The sequence below is a fragment of the Brevundimonas sp. TWP1-3 genome (assembly GCF_049896085.1).
Classification (GTDB): Bacteria; Pseudomonadota; Alphaproteobacteria; order Caulobacterales; family Caulobacteraceae; genus Brevundimonas.
Window position 1 is genome coordinate 305469 of record NZ_JAFCTP010000002.1, and the last position, 17630, is coordinate 323098.

Annotated in this window: 16 protein-coding genes; 6 read left to right on the top strand and 10 right to left on the bottom strand. The window is 68.6% G+C overall.

Translation table 11 applies throughout. The annotated features are described in order from the left end of the window. Positions 1-62: 62 nt before the first annotated feature. The 9 genes from ACP693_RS13470 to ACP693_RS13510 form a co-directional block, all read right to left on the bottom strand. Complete coding sequence (locus ACP693_RS13470; protein WP_426020145.1) at positions 63-1481, bottom strand: ATP-binding protein; 1419 nt, start codon at positions 1479-1481, stop codon at positions 63-65. Then, positions 1482-1880: an endonuclease domain-containing protein gene (locus tag ACP693_RS13475; RefSeq protein ID WP_426020146.1), complete on the bottom strand. Its 399-nt coding sequence runs from the start codon at positions 1878-1880 to the stop codon at positions 1482-1484. It lies immediately after the preceding gene. Positions 1881-1943: 63 nt separating this feature from the next. Continuing rightward, entirely contained in the window at positions 1944-2615 is a 672-nt protein-coding gene (locus ACP693_RS13480; protein WP_114818597.1) for a response regulator transcription factor, read from the bottom strand. Between the two features lie 84 nt (positions 2616-2699). Further along, entirely contained in the window at positions 2700-4241 is a 1542-nt protein-coding gene (locus tag ACP693_RS13485; RefSeq protein WP_426020149.1) for a Do family serine endopeptidase, read from the bottom strand. Between the two features lie 106 nt (positions 4242-4347). Beyond that, a complete protein-coding gene (locus ACP693_RS13490) occupies positions 4348-4854 on the bottom strand; it encodes a cytochrome c-type biogenesis protein (RefSeq protein WP_426020151.1) in 507 nt (168 codons plus the stop codon). After that, positions 4851-6839, bottom strand: coding sequence for a heme lyase CcmF/NrfE family subunit (locus tag ACP693_RS13495; protein WP_426020153.1), 1989 nt, complete (start codon positions 6837-6839; stop codon positions 4851-4853). The genes ACP693_RS13490 and ACP693_RS13495 overlap by 4 nt, the downstream gene beginning before the upstream one ends. Continuing rightward, positions 6836-7330 (bottom strand): cytochrome c maturation protein CcmE, encoded by a 495-nt coding sequence (gene ccmE, locus ACP693_RS13500; RefSeq protein ID WP_426020155.1) that lies wholly within the window; start codon positions 7328-7330, stop codon positions 6836-6838. Before ccmE ends, ACP693_RS13495 begins: the two co-directional genes overlap by 4 nt. A 70-nt stretch (positions 7331-7400) precedes the next feature. Continuing rightward, positions 7401-8219, bottom strand: a complete 819-nt coding sequence (ccmI, locus tag ACP693_RS13505; RefSeq protein WP_426020157.1) for a c-type cytochrome biogenesis protein CcmI — start codon at positions 8217-8219, stop codon at positions 7401-7403. 44 nt (positions 8220-8263) lie between these two features. Then, complete coding sequence (locus ACP693_RS13510) at positions 8264-9616, bottom strand: hypothetical protein (protein WP_426020159.1); 1353 nt, start codon at positions 9614-9616, stop codon at positions 8264-8266. Between the two features lie 166 nt (positions 9617-9782). Between ACP693_RS13510 and ACP693_RS13515 the strand changes: the two genes are divergently transcribed. From ACP693_RS13515 to ACP693_RS13535, 5 genes are read left to right on the top strand one after another with little or no spacing between them, the layout of a single operon-like run. Then, on the top strand, positions 9783-10715 hold the full coding sequence (locus ACP693_RS13515; RefSeq protein ID WP_426020161.1) for an ABC transporter ATP-binding protein: 933 nt from the start codon (positions 9783-9785) through the stop codon (positions 10713-10715). Continuing rightward, complete coding sequence (locus ACP693_RS13520; RefSeq protein ID WP_426020162.1) at positions 10712-11479, top strand: ABC transporter permease; 768 nt, start codon at positions 10712-10714, stop codon at positions 11477-11479. Before ACP693_RS13515 ends, ACP693_RS13520 begins: the two co-directional genes overlap by 4 nt. A gap of 42 nt (positions 11480-11521) precedes the next feature. Continuing rightward, positions 11522-12592 (top strand): hypothetical protein, encoded by a 1071-nt coding sequence (locus ACP693_RS13525; RefSeq protein ID WP_426020164.1) that lies wholly within the window; start codon positions 11522-11524, stop codon positions 12590-12592. A 60-nt stretch (positions 12593-12652) separates the two neighbouring features. Then, positions 12653-14083 (top strand): metalloprotease TldD, encoded by a 1431-nt coding sequence (tldD, locus tag ACP693_RS13530; protein WP_426020166.1) that lies wholly within the window; start codon positions 12653-12655, stop codon positions 14081-14083. Positions 14084-14143: 60 nt separating this feature from the next. Continuing rightward, a complete protein-coding gene (locus ACP693_RS13535) occupies positions 14144-14446 on the top strand; it encodes a hypothetical protein (protein WP_135193704.1) in 303 nt (100 codons plus the stop codon). 7 nt (positions 14447-14453) lie between these two features. Here ACP693_RS13535 and ACP693_RS13540 read toward each other — a convergent pair whose 3' ends face one another. Next, positions 14454-15392: a TraB/GumN family protein gene (locus ACP693_RS13540; protein WP_426020167.1), complete on the bottom strand. Its 939-nt coding sequence runs from the start codon at positions 15390-15392 to the stop codon at positions 14454-14456. Positions 15393-15537: 145 nt separating this feature from the next. Between ACP693_RS13540 and ACP693_RS13545 the strand changes: the two genes are divergently transcribed. Beyond that, the gene (locus ACP693_RS13545; RefSeq protein ID WP_426020169.1) at positions 15538-17625 is read left to right on the top strand and encodes a TonB-dependent receptor plug domain-containing protein; all 2088 of its coding nucleotides are present in this window, start codon (positions 15538-15540) and stop codon (positions 17623-17625) included. The last annotated feature ends 5 nt before the right edge of the window (positions 17626-17630 follow it).

A 17630-nucleotide genomic window follows, 5' to 3' on the forward strand; every position in this document is an offset into this window, starting at 1 on the left:
CGCCACAAGCCTGACCGCCCAAAGACCTAGGTTCCCTCTTTGGCGGGGATGAGCGGAAATCTCTAGTTCTGGACCGCAGGCGGCAGCACCAGCGCCACCCGCAGCCCCGGCCCGAAATCACCATAGGCGCCGGGGCCTTCGTCCAGCACCACCCGGCCGCCGTGCGCCTCGGCCACCGCCGTCACCAGCGACAGACCCAGGCCCGAGCCGGGCTCGGTGCGGCTGTTGTCCAGGCGGACGAACCGCTGGACCACCCGTTCGCGATCCTCCTCCGGCACGCCCGGTCCGGTGTCGGTGACGGAATATTCGATCTCGCCCGACGACCGCCGCCGCGCGCGCAGCTTCACCGCCCCGCCGGCGGGCGTATATTTGATGGCGTTGTCGATCAGATTGGCCAGGGCCTGGGCCAGAAAGGGCTGGTTGCCCTCGATCATCAGGCCGCGCTCGACCTCGGACGAGAAGTCGATCTCCTTGTCCTCGGCCGCCGGCTCGTACAGTTCGGCCATGTCGGCGGCGAGGTCGGCGGCGTCCATCAGCCTGGGGTCCGGCGCGCCACCCGCCTGCAGACGCGCGATGGCCAGGACGGTGTTGAAGGTCTTCAGCAGATGGTCGGCCTCGTCCAGGGCGATGCCCAGGGCCTCCACTCCGTCGATCTTGCCCGCCTCGGCGTCGATCAGCGCCACCTCCAACTTGGCCCGCATCCGCGTCAGGGGCGAGCGCAAGTCATGTGCGATGGCGTCGCCGGAGTGGCGGATGGAGGACATCGACGCCTCCAGCCGGTCCAGCATGGTGTTCAGCCCCTGACCCAACTCGTCCAGTTCGTCGCCGGTGTGGCGGACGGGCGCGCGGACCTTGAGGTCGCCTTCCTGCACCGCCTGCACGACCTGGTTCAGCCCGGCCATCGACTTCTCCACCCGCCGGCTGATGTAGAGACCGCCCGCCAGGCCCAGCAGCATCACCAAAGCCATGGCGCCCCACAGGGCCTGGGTCAGGCGGGCCAGATACTCCTCGATGTCGCCGATGTCCTGACCGACGAACAGATGCTCGCCCCCCGATAGGGTGGTGATCACCCCGATAGAGCGCCGACGCTGGACCTTGCCTTGCGCATCCGTGTCGGTCAGGCGGAAGCTTTCCCAGTCGCTGGCGCCGGCCGGCAGGCTGAGGTCGATGTCGATGGGCGATTCGGTGATGTTGCCGGTGATCGTCTTTCCGGCCGCATCGGTCAGCAGATACAGATACGGCCCGCCCCGGATCGACCGCTCGACCAGCGCCTGGTTCAGGGCGTCGATGCCGCGATTGCGGTGGATCGCCGTCAGGGCGCCCAGCTCGATCTCCACATCCGCCTTGGCCCGCCCTTGAGCCTCGGACGCCGAGGCGAAATAGACATAGGCCAGGATCGCCCCCGCCGCCGCCACGAACAGCGCCAGAAACAGCAGCGTCAGCCGAAAAGGCGTGCGGCGAAGGAGGGAGGGAAGGCGCACCTATTCTCCCTCCCCTTCATGGGGAGGGACGGCGGCGCGCAGCGACGCCAGGGTGGGGCAGTTCTTGAGCCTCGCCACGACGAAATCCATTACATCGTCGATATTGTCGCGGATGGCCGCATTGTCGAAGCGCAAGGTGACGAACCCCTCTTTCGCCAAGACTGCGTCCCTGATCCGATCATGGCGTATCTGTTCATCCAACTGATGCACCTGTCCATCGACCTCGATCACCAGACGGCGCTTGAAACAGACGAAGTCCAGGTAATAACCCTTGAAGGGCGCCTGACGGCGAAAGTGAAAGCCCTCGCCGCGAAGCCGTTTGAGATTGGCCCACATCCGGGCCTCCGGCGGGGTCATCGTCTTGCGCATCGCGCGGGCGCGGTCTGTCTCCGAAAACATGGGCACTTCCCCACCCTGATCGCTGCGCGATCGTCCCTCCCCATAAAGGGGAGGGAGAATTGATTACGCCTCCAACCGATACCCCGCCCCGCGCACGGTCTGCAGCATCGCGCGGTCGAAGCCCTTGTCGATCTTGGAGCGCAGGCGGCTGATGTGGACGTCGATGACGTTGGTCTGGGGGTCGAAATGATATTCCCAGACCTTCTCCAGCAGCATGGTGCGGGTCACCGACTGGCCGGCGTGGCGCATCAGGAACTCCAGCAGCTGGAACTCGCGCGGTTGAAGATCGATCTCGGTCGCCCCCCGATGCACCGTGCGGGCGATCAGGTTCATTTCCAGGTCGCCCACCTTCAGCACGGTCTGGACGCCGCCGGTCTCGCGGCGACGCGCCAGGGCCTCGACCCGCGCGATCAGTTCGGCGAAGGCGTAGGGTTTGACCAGATAGTCGTCGGCGCCGGCCTTCAGGCCCGTGACCCGGTCTTCGACCTCGCCCAAGGCCGAGAGGAACAGCACCGGCGTCTGATCGCCGCCCTTGCGCACCGTCTCCACCATGCCGACGCCGTCCAGACGCGGCATCATCCGGTCCACCACATAGACGTCGTAGCCGCCCTTTTGCGACTCCAGCAGCCCGAAGGCGCCGTCCACGGCGTGGGTCACCTCATGTCCGGCTTCGGACAGGCCCCGCACCATGGCGGTCGCCGCTTCGGCGTCATCCTCGACCACTAGAATCCGCATCAAACCCCTCCCGGAATCAAAATCGCCGCCGATGGTAGCGCATCGGCGGCGATAGGGTGAGTTAAGGCTTGGTCAGAATGCCGATCATTCGCCGGTGGCGAAGCGCAGCGGGACCGGGCTGGTGCCCTGGGGCGTGCGGACGAACAGCAGGATGCTGGGTCGACCCGCCTGTTTGGCCGCCGCTACCGCCGCGCGCAGATCGGCCGCGGAGGTGATGTTGCGGTCGTTCGCGCGGGTGATGACGAAGCCCGGCTGGAAGCCGAGACGCGCCGCAGCCGAATCCTGCTCGACATTGGTGATGACCACGCCGGTCACGCTTTCGGGAATGCTGAAACGCGACCGGGCGGCGGGCGTAATGGCCGTCACGCCAAGGCCTTCGATGGTTTCGCCCTGGCCCGGCTGAGCCTGACCCGGAGCCGCAGAACCGCCTCCCTCTTCACCCGCATTCAACTCTTCTTCCGACGGACGGGTGCCCGAGCGGACGTTGAGGGTCTGACGGCGGCCGTCGCGGATCACTTCCAGGCGAATGGTATCGCCCGGCTTGGCCGACCCGACACGACGGGTGGCTTCCTGGCTGTTGGCTACGGCCTCACCATTGACGCCGACCAGCAGGTCTCCGACCTGAACGCCTGCACGCGCGGCGGGACCTGCATCGGTCACGCTCTCGATCAGGGCGCCCTTGAAGTCCTTGGGCTGGCCCAGGGCTTCCCAACCGTCGGGGCTGAGGGTGCGCAGGCCCAGGCCGACATAGCCGCGCTCGATCGACTGACCGCGCATCAGGCGCTCGGTGATCGTCTTTGCAGTATCGGCCGGAATGGCGAAACCGATGCCGACCGATCCGCCGGTGGGCGAATAGATGGCCGAGTTCACGCCGATGACGCGGCCGTGGATGTCGAAGGTCGGGCCGCCCGAGTTGCCCCGGTTGATGGCGGCGTCGATCTGGATGTAGTCGTTGTAGCCCGACGGATCGATGTCGCGCGCCTTGGCCGAGACGATGCCGGCAGTGGCGGTTCCGCCCAGGCCGAACGGGTTGCCGATGGCGATGACCCAGTCCCCGACGCGGGGCTCGGCCGTCTCTTCAAAGCTGACATACTTGAAGTCATTGCCCTCGACCTTGATCACGGCGAGATCGGTGCCGGGATCGCGGCCGATCAGGCGGGCCGGCAGTTCGCGGCCGTCCGACATCTTGACCTTGATCTCGGTCGCGTCGGCGACGACGTGGTTGTTGGTGACGATGAAGCCGTCCTGCGAGATGAAGAAGCCCGAGCCGGCGCCCTGGGTCGTCTGCGGCTCGTCACCGCCCGGACCGCCACGGCCTTGCGGCGGCACGAACTGGAACGGCAGGCCGGGGATGGTGAAGGCGCCGCCCTGGGGCTGGTCGACTTTGACCGTCACGTCGATCTGCACGACGGCCGGCGAGACCTGATCGAAGATGGTCGCGAAACTGCTGGGCGCGCCCGGCGGGGGCGTGAAGCTGTCGCCGTTGGCCGGGACCGGGGTGATCCGGTTGACCGCCTGCGGCTCCGCATGCGCGCCGGGCCAGTTGATGACGCCGCCGGCGGTCGCCGCCGCCGCCAGGGTCAGGCCGGCCGCGGCCCCGAGAATGAACTCCTTGCGCTTCAGCATCGTGGTCCTTGCGATCCTCTGTCCAGCGCCATGCGGGCGCCGGTTTCGCGATTGATATAGGCCGGACGGCGCTTACGCCAATTCAGCCGCCGATCGTTGATCTCGACTAGCGCCCGTCGTGAGGCGAGGTTGCGTCAGGATCGCGGCGAAGCTTCTCATTTCGCAGAACTTCGTCCAGCCGCGCTTCTTCTTCGGCCGTCAGGGGCGCAGCCTCGACCGGACGGCGGCGCGCGCGCAGCATCAAGACGGCGACCGCCAGCAGCACCAGGACGAACGGCCCGAACCAAAGCAGCCAGGTCCCCGCCCGCACCGGCGGGGTGAACAGCACATAGTCGCCGAAGCGCCGCACCAGGTCGTCGCGCACAGCCTGGTCCGAGGCGCCGGCCGCGATCTCCTCGCGGATCAGCCGGCGCATGTCGCCCGCCACGCCCGCCGGACTGTCGGCGATGGCCTCGTGCTGGCAAACGACGCAGCGGACGTCCCTGAACAGGGCCTGGGCGCGGGCTTCCTGGGTCGCATCGGTCAGCGGCCTGTCGGGCGCGGCGGGCGGCTCGGCCGCCGTCAGCGTCAGCGCCAGGACCGGCGCGGCGAGAAGGCTCCACAGACGCCTCATGCCGTCTTGCGCCGTCGCGAACCGACGCCGACCCGCAGCCGCCGATCCATCAGGGACAGGACGCCGCCCAGGGCCATGATCATCGGCCCCAGGAAAATCAGCCGCGCCCAGGGGTTCCAGTACAGACGCACGACCCAGGCCGGCTGCTGCGGACTGCCCGCCCGCTCGCCGATCACGACATAGACGTCGTCCAGCCCTCGGAAATCCAGCCCGACCTCGGTCGTGGTCTGACCGCCGGGGGGGAAGAAGCGGCGCTCGGCCGTGACGGCGCTGGCCCGGCCCCGGTCATCGGTCGGCCGCACCGTCAGCCGGCCCTGTTCGGCCAGATAGTTCGGCCCCTCGACCACGCGGACCTCGTCCAGGGTGACGGTCCAGGGTCCGGCGGAGACGCTCTGGCCCAGCGCCAAGGCGCGCGCCGTCTCGGCCTTGAAGCCCGTCTCGACCACGGCCCCCAGGATGAAGACGCCCAGGCCCAGGTGCGCCAGGCTCATACCCCAGGCGCCCAGCGGCAGGCCCTTGAGCCGACGCAGGGTCTCGGCCGCCGATGCGCGGAACAGCCGCGCGCGTTCGGCCACCTCGGCCAACGATCCCAGGATCAACCAGGCGCCCAGGCCGATCCCTGCGGCGGCCAGCGCCTTCTTCGGTTCCCACAGGGCATAGGCCGCCAGAGCTGAGACGATGGCCAGGCCTGCGGCGACGGCCAAACGCTGCATCGCGCCGGGCAGGTCGCCGCGCTTCCAGGCCAGCAGCGGCCCGGCCGGCAGGATGATGAAGGCGACCATCATCAGCGGCGTGAAGGTGGCGGCGAAATAGGGCGGGCCGACCGAGATGGTCGCGCCGGACGCGGCCTCCAGAATCAGGGGATAGAGGGTGCCCAAGAGGACGGTCGCGGCGGCCGCCGTCAGGAACAGGTTGTTCAGCACCAGAGCCCCCTCTCGGCTGACCGGTGCGAACATTCCGCCGCCCTTCAGCTGGGGCGCGCGCCAGGCGAACAGGGCGAAGGCGGCGCCGGCGGTCACGCCCAGAATCGCCAGCAGCATCAGGCCGCGCTGGGGATCGACGGCGAAGGCGTGGACGGATGTCAGCACGCCAGACCGCACCAGGAAGGCGCCCAGCATGGAGAAGGTGAAGGCCAGCAACGCAAGGAAGACGGTCCAGCCCGCCAGCGCCCCGCGCCGTTCGGTCACGACCGCGCTGTGCAACAGGGCCGCGCCCGCCAGCCACGGCATGAATGACGCATTCTCGACCGGATCCCAGAACCACCAGCCGCCCCAGCCCAGCTCATAATAGGCCCAGAACGATCCCAGGGTGATGCCGACGGTCAGGAAGGCCCAACTGGCGAGCGCCCAGGGCCGGACCCAGCGCCCCCAGGCGGGCCAGAAGGCCGTCTGCGCCCGTCCCTCGATCAGGGCCGCAACCGCCAGGGAGAAACAGACGGAAAAGCCGACATAGCCGGCGTAGAGCAGCGGCGGATGCACGGCCAGGGCCGGGTCTTGCAGCAGGGGATTCAGCGACGCCCCCTGGAAAGGCGCGGGGTCCAGGCGGGTGAAGGGGCTGGAGGTGAAGACGGCGAAGGCCAGGAACAGCGAGCCCAGCGCGCCCTGCACCGCCACGGCTGACGCCTTCAACCCGAACGGCAGGCCGCGCGCGCGCGCCAGGGCGCCGCCGAAAACGGTCAGGACCAGGCACCACAGCAGCAGCGAGCCCTCATGGCTGCCCCAGGCGCCGGCGACCTTGTACAGCATCGGCTTGTCGGTGTGGCTGTTGGCCGCGACGTTGGAGACCGAGAAGTCGGACGCGACGAAGGCGTAGATCAGCGCCGCGAAACTAAGCGCCACCGCGCCCGCCACCGCCAACGCCGCGCCTTGGGCCGCGCCCGCCAGAACCGGGCTGCGTCGCGCGCGTCCGGCCGCCGACAGGCCCGTCTGCAGGATCGACAGCGCCAGAGCCAGCGCCAGGGCGAAGGCCCCAAGCTCAGCGATCATAGGGGAACGGTCTTGCTGGGGGCGGCCGTGGTCGGCGCTGCGTCCGGCCGCCACTCGCCTTTTTCCTTCAGCCGGTCGGAGACCTCGCGCGGCATATAGTTCTCGTCGTGCTTGGCCAGGACCTGGCTGGCGTGGAAGGTGCGGTCGGCGCCGAACGCGCCTTGCGCCACGATCCCCTGCCCTTCGCGGAACAGGTCGGGCAGGTCGCCGTGATAGACGACCCGGGTCGTCGCGGCGTTGTCGGTGACGACGAAGGCCACCACGCCGTCGCCGGATTTCTGCACGCTGCCGGCCTCGACCAGACCGCCCAGACGGATGTTGCGGCCCTCCGGCGCCTTGTCGGCGGTGGCCTCGGACGGGGAATAGAAGAAGGTCACGCTGTCCTGCATCGCCCACAGCGACAGGCCGACCGCCAGCGCCAGGATCGGCGCCACGGCGGCGACGACCCACAGGCGACAACGCGCCTTCGGCGATTTGGGCAGCCAGCTCATGCGATGGACATTCCGGGTTCTGAGGGCGGATCGGCGGCATATACCGCCGTCGCGACGCGCGACCAACGCGTCATTGCGCGCCGTCCTTCGGCAGTCGCCGCTCTAGGTCCAGACGACGCGGGTCTGCCGGGTCCAGCGCGGCGATCAGGGGCGTCCACAGGGTGCGGGCCGAGGCGCCGTCGCCCCGACGCAGCGCCGCCTCGCCCAGGAAGAAGCGCGCGCCCAGCTGATCCGGGTCCAGCTTCAGCGCCTCGCGAAAGGCGGCCTCGGCGTCGCCGCCGATCTGGTCGTCATTGGCCACCACCAGGCTTTCGCCCAGTCGCGCCCAGGCCTGGGCGTCCTTGGGGTCTAGGGCGATCAGACGACGGAAGGCCGACGCCGCGCCCAGGGGATCGCCGGCCGCATAACGCGCCGCGCCCAGCATGGCCAGCGCCTGGCGATCCTGCGGCCGTTCGCGCACGACCCGCGCCGTCACGGCGGCGAGCTGCGCCGGCTCCAGCCCCTCCAGGTTCGCCGCCCAGTCGTTGACGCGTCGCTCATAGGCCTGGTCCGGCAGGCCGGGCGATCCGGTGAAGACATAGAGGCCCAGCGCGCCCGCGACCGTCACGGCGATCCCCCCCAGCACCCATAACCGATCCTTAGGCCCAGCCACGGGGGCTGCGGTCGTCGTCATGGCCAAAAGCCGTCGCCCCGCCTCAGCCCGTGCGCCCGCATAGGCCGCGTCGTCCAGCAGCCCACGCGCCTTCAACCGATCCAGTTCCTCGATCTCGCGCGAGCCGGCCTGGGTCTCGGCCCCCGCAGCCGGATCGGCGCCGCGCCGTGCGCCGGTCAACACCAGCAGGGCGGCCAAGGCCGCCGACAGTCCCGTCATCATCCAGAAGGCGATCATTCTCGCCGTCTAACCCATCCGCGAACGCCGGGCGAGGCGTCGTTTCAGCCCAGGCGCGCCATTTCCGCCGAGGCCGCGCGCCGCCGCACGGCCCGCGCCGCCTCCAAGGCCTCGATCAGGGTCAGGAACCGGGCCGTCACGCCGACCAGACGCAGCACGTGATCGGCATTCTCCGCCTCTCCGTCCGCCACACTGTCCAGCGCCTCGTTGGCCCAGGTGGACAGATAGTCCGTCAGTTCGATTTTCAACGCCGACCGGTCGGCCTCGCAGCCGAAGGTGACGGCCGCACCGCGCAGGGCCGCCACCGCCGCCAGCAGAGCCGCAGCCGCCTCGATGGGTTCGCCGTCGCTGGGCGCCTCCAGCCATGGGCACAGACGGGTCATCCGCCCGGTGATGACGCGGCGCTTCATCGGCAAGGCCGCATGGACGGCGGCCGAGGTGGATTTCATCAGCCCCGACAACTGGCCCGAGACCTGGACCCGCGCCATCCGCGCCGTCTTGCCCCAGCTGGAATCGGGCCGCACCTGCAGGCTCATGTCCATCTCGGACAAGACGCCCGCGCACCAGGTCACGTCATCCACGACGCCCAGCATGGCCGCCTCGCCCATAGACGGCCTTACGGCGGCGATCTTCTGCACCCGCGCCTGCACCGAGGTCAGCAACCGTTCGACGAAGACGCCCATATCGGAATGGCTCAGCGTGACTTCGCGGTCGGCTAAGCGGCTGGTGCGCGTCACCACCCGCAACATCCGCTCGGCGTCCGCCACATGGGCGAACAGGATGTCGATCATCCGACGCCCGCCGTCGGGCGACATCTCCAGACAGTCCTGGATCAGAAGCCTCAGCCCCGCCAACTGATTGTCGTCGGGCCGCTCCAGCCACACCGGCAACCGCGGCAAGGCGGACCGCGCCAGCGGCGTCAGGTCGAAACAGCCGGCCAGCTCAGCCGGCGTCGATGGCGGCTCGCCCTCCGCCGGACGCTGAAACTCGGGCCAGACCTCGCGCGGACGATCGCGGAGCACCGCCGCCGCCTTGGCGCACAGCCGGTCTGCGGCCAGGGTCCATTCGCCATCGACCGTGACGGCGCCGTCCAGCAGCGGCAAAAAGGCCTCTTCGCCCTGGATCGCCTGCCGCCACACACGGGCCAGGATCATCCTTGGAAAAGTGAGAGCCGGCGCGCCGTCCTCGCGCGGATGGAACAGGGGCAGCAGGGGACCGAAAGCCGTAGCGCGACGGGCGCGATCGCGAGCCTCGTCCCTGACGATGATCGCCAGTTCGTCCGCCTTGTCCCCACGCAAGGCCGCGACAGCCGCACCCAGCGTCGCCAGCGACTTGTCGGGACAGGCCTCGACGACCGCCGTCAGGGCGGCGCGGTGGGCGGCGGACAGGGACGACACGAAAGCTCCCGCCAACGAAGGGAAGGCGGCTCACTGTGCAGGCGATCCGGTTAACAACGACTTGGCGCCTCTCGGCCGGCGCGCTCCCCCTTGAGTCCCGCGTAACGCACGCCATATTGCCGCCACACCCCGGCCGGCGCCGCCGCGCCGCCGGAAAGGAACGCCCATGCCCGTAATCGAGATCGACGGCCTGACCAAGACCTACAAGTCGGGGCTGCAGGCGCTGAAGCGCATCGACCTGACCATCGAAAAGGGCGAAATCTTCGCCCTGCTGGGCCCGAACGGCGCCGGCAAGACCACCCTGATCTCCATCGTCTGCGGCATCGTCACGCCCACGACGGGGACGGTGATCGCCGACGGTCATGACATCCAAAAGGACTTCCGCGCCGCCCGCACCAAGATCGGCCTGGTGCCGCAGGAGCTGACCACCGACGCCTTCGAGACCGTGCTGGCCACCGTCACCTTCAGCCGGGGCCTGTTCGGAAAGGCGCCGAACCCCGCCTTCATCGAAAGCGTGCTGAAGGACCTGTCGTTGTGTGACAAGCGCGACGCCAAGATCATGACCCTGTCGGGCGGGATGAAGCGCCGCGTGATGATCGCCAAGGCCCTGAGCCACGAGCCGGACATCCTGTTCCTCGATGAACCCACGGCCGGGGTCGATGTCGAACTGCGTCGCGACATGTGGGCGATGGTGCGCAAGCTGCGCGAGCGCGGCGTCACCATCATCCTGACCACCCATTATATCGAGGAGGCCGAGGAGATGGCCGACCGGGTCGGCGTGATCCTGAAGGGCGAACTGATCCTGGTCGAGGAGAAGTCGGCCCTGATGAAGAAGCTGGGCAAGAAGACCCTGACGCTGAACCTGGTCGACCCGCTGACGGTCCTGCCCGCCGACCTGTCCGACTGGGACCTGACGCTGAAGAATGAAGGCGGCGAGCTGGAATACAGTTTCGACGCCAACGCCGACGACACGGGCGTGCCATCGCTGATCCGTCGGCTTGAGGCGCTGAACATCGGCTTCAAGGACCTGAACACCCGCCAGAGCTCGCTGGAAGACATCTTCGTCAGCCTGGTCCATCAGAACGGAGCCGCGGCATGACCTTCAATGCATATGGCGTCTGGGCGATCTATCGCTTCGAGATGGCGCGCGCCCTGCGCACCGTCTGGCAGAGCATCGTCACGCCGGTCATCACCACGGCCCTCTATTTCGTCGTCTTCGGCGGCGCCATCGGCAGTCGGATGCAGGAGGTGGACGGCGTGCCCTACGGCGCCTTCATCGTGCCCGGCCTGATCATGCTCAGCCTGTTCACCCAGTCGATCTTCAACGCCAGCTTCGGCATCTACTTCCCCAAGTTCACGGGCACCATCTACGAGATCCTGTCGGCGCCGGTGTCGTCGCTTGAGATCGTGCTGGCCTATGTGGGGGCGGCGGCGACCAAGTCGGCGGTGCTGGGCCTAATCATCCTGGCGACGGCAGCCTTCTTCGTGCCGCTGCAGATCCTGCATCCGTTCTGGATGATGGCCTTCCTGATCCTGATCTCGGTGACCTTCAGCCTGTTCGGCTTCATCATCGGGGTCTGGGCCAACGGGTTCGAGCAGCTTCAGATGATCCCGATGCTGGTCGTCACGCCCCTGACCTTCCTGGGCGGCGCCTTCTATTCCATCGACATGCTGCCCGACGGCTGGCGTACGGTGACCCTGTTCAATCCGGTGGTCTATCTGATCTCGGGCTTCCGCTGGGCCTTCTACGGTCAGGGCGATGTCGCGATCGGCATCAGCGTGGCGGCCACCTTGGGCTTCTTCGCCGTCTGCCTTGCCATCGTCATGTGGATGTTCAAGACCGGCTATCGGCTCAAGAACTGATCCGTCACGAAACGGGCCAGATCGCCAGCGATTGGGAAGACTATGTCCGACGACCAGAAGACCCCGCCTGAACCCTTCGCCCGCCCCGAACCTTTCGCTCGAAAGCCGGTGACGTGGGGACGCATGCCCGCGACGACCTTCCACGTCGGGCCGGTGCCGGTCGCGCCCAATCCGCTGGACCGCATCCCCAATCCGCCCCCGCGCAAGCCCTCGCCGCAACAGCAGCAAGCCTCGATCCAGACCCAGAGCCTGGCCTCCGGCGTGGCGCCCGCCAAGGGTCAGGCGGCGGCCCCCAGCCGGACGCCCGCGCAGCCCCGGCCGCCGCGTCCGCAATCCGGAAGCATCCTGGGCGGATCACTGATCCCCACCGCCCGTCCGGCTCAAACCGTGACGACGCCCCAGCCCGCGCCTCAGCCTCAGCAATCGTCCGCTGCGGACTTGACCGTGCGTCCGCTGCCGACGCCGCAGGCCGCGCCTGCCCCCACGCCGAAGCACGCGGAAGCCGCGCCGGTCGCGGCCAAAGCTGTCGCCTCCAAACCTGCCGTCGAGACGCCGGCCCCGGTCGCCGCAACGCCGGCGCCGCCTATCACGCCCAGCTTCGCCCGCGCGCCGACCAAGCCCTCGCGCCTGCCGCTCTATGTCGGCGCGGGCGTCGCCGTCCTGCTGGTAATCGGCGGCGGCGTCTGGTTCGCCACGCGTCCAGCCTCCACGCCGGCGCCGGCGACGACCGCCGCCGTGGCTCCCGCGACGCCGCTGACCACACCGCCGGCCGACACGGTCCCGACGGGCGCAGCCCCCGTCGTTCAGGCTGAAACGCCGACGCCCGCGACAGCCGCACCCGCCCCGGCCCCCGTCCAGGCGCAGACCGCGCCGCCCCCGGCCGCCCGCACGACGACGACGCCGTCGACCACGCCGACCGCTCAGTCTCGCCCTGCGACCGCCGCGCCGCGCCAACCTGCGCAGACTGCGGCTCCGCCCGCAGCGACGCCCGCCCCGACGGTCCAGACCGAGCCGCTGGTGGTCGTGCCGTCCGCGCCGCCCCCGACCGCCGCGCGTCCCGGCGCCAGCGATCCCGACGCCCCGGTCGTGACCCGGCCCCAACTGCTGGACTGATCCGAAAGATCGCGCGTCACGGCAGGTGACGAAACGGCCTGCAGCCCCTACCTACAGGCCATGACTGTTCACGCCTCCACGCCGCCCATCCTCGACGCCGCCGGCGTCGATACCGACGAAGCCCTGTCGATCCTGAAGACGGCCCTGGCCGGCGCCGACGACGGCGAGCTGTTCTTAGAGCGGTCCGAGAGCGAGAGCCTGGTGTTCGACGACGGCCGGCTGAAGTCCGCCGCCTATGACGCCACCGAGGGCTTCGGCCTGCGGGTCGTGGCGGGCGAGACCGCCGGCTACGCCCACGCCAACGAGATTTCGGCCGCCGCCCTGCGCCGCGCCGCCGACAGCGCCGCCCTGGCCAAGCAAGGCCATGCCGCCCGCGTCGCCGAGGGGCCGCGCGCCACCAATCAGCAGCTCTATGACGCCGTCGATCCCCTGGCCTCGCCGGCCTTCTCCGACAAGATCGCCCTGCTGGCCGAGATCGACGCCTGGGCCCGGGCCCGCGATCCGCGGGTGGTTCAGGTGTCCGCCTCCCTGATCGGCGAGCGCCGCGCCATCGAGATCCTGCGCGCCGACGAATGGGTGGTGCGCGACGTCCGCCCCCTGGTCCGCCTGAACGTCTCCATCACCGTCGAACAGAACGGCAAGCGCGAGAGCGCCTCGTCCGGCGCCGGCGGTCGGGCCGGGTTCGAGACCTGGGTCGCGCCCGAGCGCTGGCAGGCCCAGGTCGACGAGGCCCTGCGCCAGGCCCTGATCAATCTGGACGCCATCGACTGCCCGGCGGGCGAGATGGATGTGGTCCTGGGGGCCGGCTGGCCCGGCGTCCTGCTGCACGAAGCCATCGGCCATGGCTTCGAGGGCGACTTCCACCGCAAGGGCTCGTCCGTCTTCAACGGCATGATGGGCCAGCGGGTCGCCGCCCCCGGCGTGACGGTGGTGGACGACGGCTCCATCGCCGGCCGTCGCGGCTCTCTGTCGGTCGACGACGAGGGCACCCCCACCTCTCGCACCGTCCTGATCGAGGACGGGATCATGGTCGGCCTGATGCACGACCGGCTGTCTGCGCGTCAGTTGGGCGTGGCCGCCACCGGCAACGGCCGTCGCCAGTCCTTCGCCCACATGCCCATGCCGCGCATGACCAACACCTTCATGGAGGGCGGCAAGGATTCGAAGGCCGACATGATCGCCAACACCAAGCGCGGCCTCTACGCCGCCAACTTCTCGGGCGGCCAGGTGGACATCACCAACGGCAAGTTCGTCTTCCAGTGCAACGAGGCCTATCTGATCGAGGACGGGGTCATCACCGCCCCGGTGCGCGGCGCCACCCTGATCGGCGATGGCGCGACGGCCCTGACCCGCATCCAGATGGTCGGCGACGATTTCGCCTTCGATCCCGGCGTCGGCGTCTGCGGCAAGGCCGGCCAGGGCGTGCCCGTCGGCATCGGCCAGCCGTCGCTGAAGATCGGCGGACTGACGGTCGGCGGCACGGCGGTCTGAGCCAGCGGAACCGTATCGCCACGCAGGGTGTTTCCTCGCCACACTGGAGAGGGAACATCCATGCCTACCGAACGCGAAGTCCAACATCCCGATGGCCGGGTTGAACGCATCACCGAAACCACCGCCGCCCCCACGACCGTCGTCGAGCGTCGCGGCAGCGGCATGGGCGCCATCGTCGCCCTGATCATTGGCCTGCTGGCCGTTCTGGTGATCGGCTATTTCCTGATGAACATGAACAATAACGAAGCGGTCGAGTCCAACGCCATCGCCGGCGCGGCCGAAAGCGTCGGCAACGCCGCCGACAACATCGGCGAGGCCGCCCGCGACGCCGTCCCGGAACGCGCGCCGGCTCCCGCTAACTAAGACCCAGTCAAGGGGCGGACGGACGCCACTCGGGACCCAGCGGGTCCAGCCCGTCCGCCTCCAGACGATCCAGCACGCCTCCCTGCTCGGCCAGCAGCCGCAAGGGGGCGATGGCGACCGTGACGCCGTTCTCGGCCAGAGCCCCGTCCACCGCCGTATTCCAGATGCCCCTCAGCGTCTCGCCCTGCCCCATCACCGCCCAATAGGAACAGGCGTTGGTCGCCTGATCCAAAGACGAGGCCAATACGGCGGGCACACGGCGCAGACGCCAGGCCTCGGCGCGCTGCGCGGCCTCTTCGGGATGCGCCTCAGCCGCCGTCACCGCCGCCGTGATACAGTCCACATAGGCCTCGGGCGGCGTTGTCAGGATCTTGTCGACCATCTCGTCGCCGCGAAAGACGCCGACCGGCTCGGCCGGGGTGCGGTTGGTCCGGGCGGCGCGACGCACCACCTCCGACACCGGCCGCGCCCGACGCGCATAGCCGCCATGTTCCATCAGATCCGCCGACAGCATCAGCATGCTCTTGCGGCTTGGGCCCTCGCCCGTCACCTGCTCCACCCGGGCTTCAAGCTCGGGCGACAGATAGTCCGCGCTGGTGCGCTCGCCCGGCAGGCGCGTCAGGGTTCGCATCCGCCACAGCAGCCGCCCGACATCCGCCAAGGACGCGCGCCCCTCGACCGGAAACAACACCCGATCCGCCCGTTCGACCGCCGAGATCAGGGCGTCGGTGCGCCACTCCATGTCGCGCGGCAGGCCGTCGATCGAGCCGACCAGGATTAGCACGCTGTCGCCGCGCCGCACTTCCCACATCGGCCCCTCGATCCGGCGCGCCGTGACGACGATGTCCTCGACCGCATCGGAGGGCGCGTCCTGGGCCGAGACCGGGCCAGCCAGCGCAGCAGCGGCGAGCAGGGACAACAACAGAGAAGATGAACGGTTGATCATTACATCGCTGTAAGGCGTTCTACTGTCTTTCGTGTAATGAAATCGCTGTAATGATGTCGTCGATTTAATCCACCTTGCCGCCTTGTAACTGGAGATGAAGACGCCGGATCGGCACACCTCTCGCCAACACACCGAGGGGAACCCCATGACCAAGACCCTGCTGCTGGCCAGCACCGCCCTGCTCTTCACCGCCGGCGCAGCCTTCGCCAACCCAGCCTTCGCCGGGGACGTACCGCAAGTCGCCGAGGCCCCCGTCCCAACCGGCCCGACCAGCGAAGCGCCGCTGGCCGACGCCAGCCAGCGCGGCGTGCTGGTCTTCACACCCGACTTCTTCACGACCCAGCGCCCAAACACGGCGCTGGACATGGTCAACCGCGTGCCCGGCTTCTCGGTCGACGACGGTTCCGGCGCGCGCGGGTTCGAGGGCGCGGTCGGCAACGTCCTGATCAACAACGCCCGACCGGCGTCCAAGAACGACGCCGGTTCCAGCGTACTGAGCCGCACCCTGGCCAGCCAGGTCGAGCGGATCGAGCTGATCCGGGGCGGCGCGCCCGGCATCGACATGCAGGGCTTCTCGGTCGTGGTGAACGTGATTCTGAAGACGGAGAGCAGCCGTCAGTCGATCCTGTCGTGGAACACCACCCAGTTCGAGGGCGCCGGTCAGGACCTGTATGGCGGCAGCTATCAGTTCACCGCCCGCAACGGCGCCCGCAGCTGGGGCGTCACCCTGTCCGACGGCATCAGCATGAGCGATTCAAATGGACCGGGCCGCCTGATCCGTCGCGACGCCGCCGGCAATGTTCTGCGCGACGAACTGACCGATACCGACGGATACGGCGGCGGAAACTCCATCCGCGGCACCTACGCCGGCCCGCTCGCGGGCGGCAAGGTCGACCTGACCGCCCGCTACGGGATCAACGACTGGCAGGGCTACAACACCAGCCGATCCGCAACCGCCTTCCGCGAAAGCCTCGACAGCGAGGATAGCGACGGCGGCGAGTTCGGCGTGACCTGGGAGCGGCCTCTGAATGCACGCTTCAAGCTGGAAACCCGGCTGATGCACGAGTTCGGCAGCTGGGACGGCGTTTCCACCTACAACGTCCTGAACAACGGCGTGGACGCGCCTGAGCAGATCTTCGCCTATGAGGGCGAAAGCTCGGAAACCATTCTACGCGCCTTGGTCCGTCACGAGCGCTCGCCCAAACTGACCATCGAGACCGGCGGCGAGATCGCCTACAATATGCGTCAGACCGACCAGGCCTATACCGAGGGCGGCGTCGCCATTCCCCTGCCCAGCGCCTCGGTCAAGGTCGAGGAGACGCGCGGCGAGGCCTTCTCCAAGGGAACCTGGCGGCTGCATCCCGATCTGACGCTGGAAGCCGGTTTGCGGCTGGAAGCCTCGACCATCAGCCAGTCGGGCGATGCGAACCAGGAAAAGAGCTTCTTCTTCGCCAAGCCGCGCTTCCTGGCGACCTGGACGCCGATGCCGAACAACCAGCTGCGTTTCCGTTTCGAGCGCGAACTGGGCCAGCTCGACTTCTCCGACTTCGCCGCCTCGGCCGACCTGGACGAGGAGAACGTCTATGGCGGCAACGTCGATCTGGAGCCCGAACAGCGCTGGATCTCTGAACTGACCTACGAACGTCGCTTCTGGGGCGAGGGGATCGTCTCAATCGGCTATCGCCACGACCAGATCATCGACGCCATCGATCGCATTCCTCTAGCGGACGGCCTTTCGGCGGTGGGCAATATCGGCGACGGCACGCTGGATCAGCTGTCGCTGAACGTGACGCTGCCGCTCGACAAGTTCGGACTGTCCGGGGCGCGCTTCACCTTCAAGAACGACTGGAACAAGACCGCCGTCACCGATCCGACCACAGGCGAGGAACGCCCCATCTCGGGCGTCCGTGCGACCCAGGCCAACGTCGGCATCGAGCAGGACATCACCAGCTGGAAGCTGCAGTGGGGCGTCAACTGGCTGCCCTATCTGCACCAGCCCAACTATTCGCCGGACCAGGTCTCGGCGTGGCGCGGAACGGATTACTTCGAGATGTTCGCCGAGTACAAACCCACTCCGACACTGTCGATCCGCGCCCAGCTGAACCTGTGGGACGACTTCACCCAGCGCCGTACGGTCTTCGCCGACCGCCAGACGCGCGCGGTCGCCTTCGTGGAAGACAGCGCCGCTGATCCCCGCACCTTCGTGTCGCTGCGCGTGCGCAAGACGTTCTGAGGCCA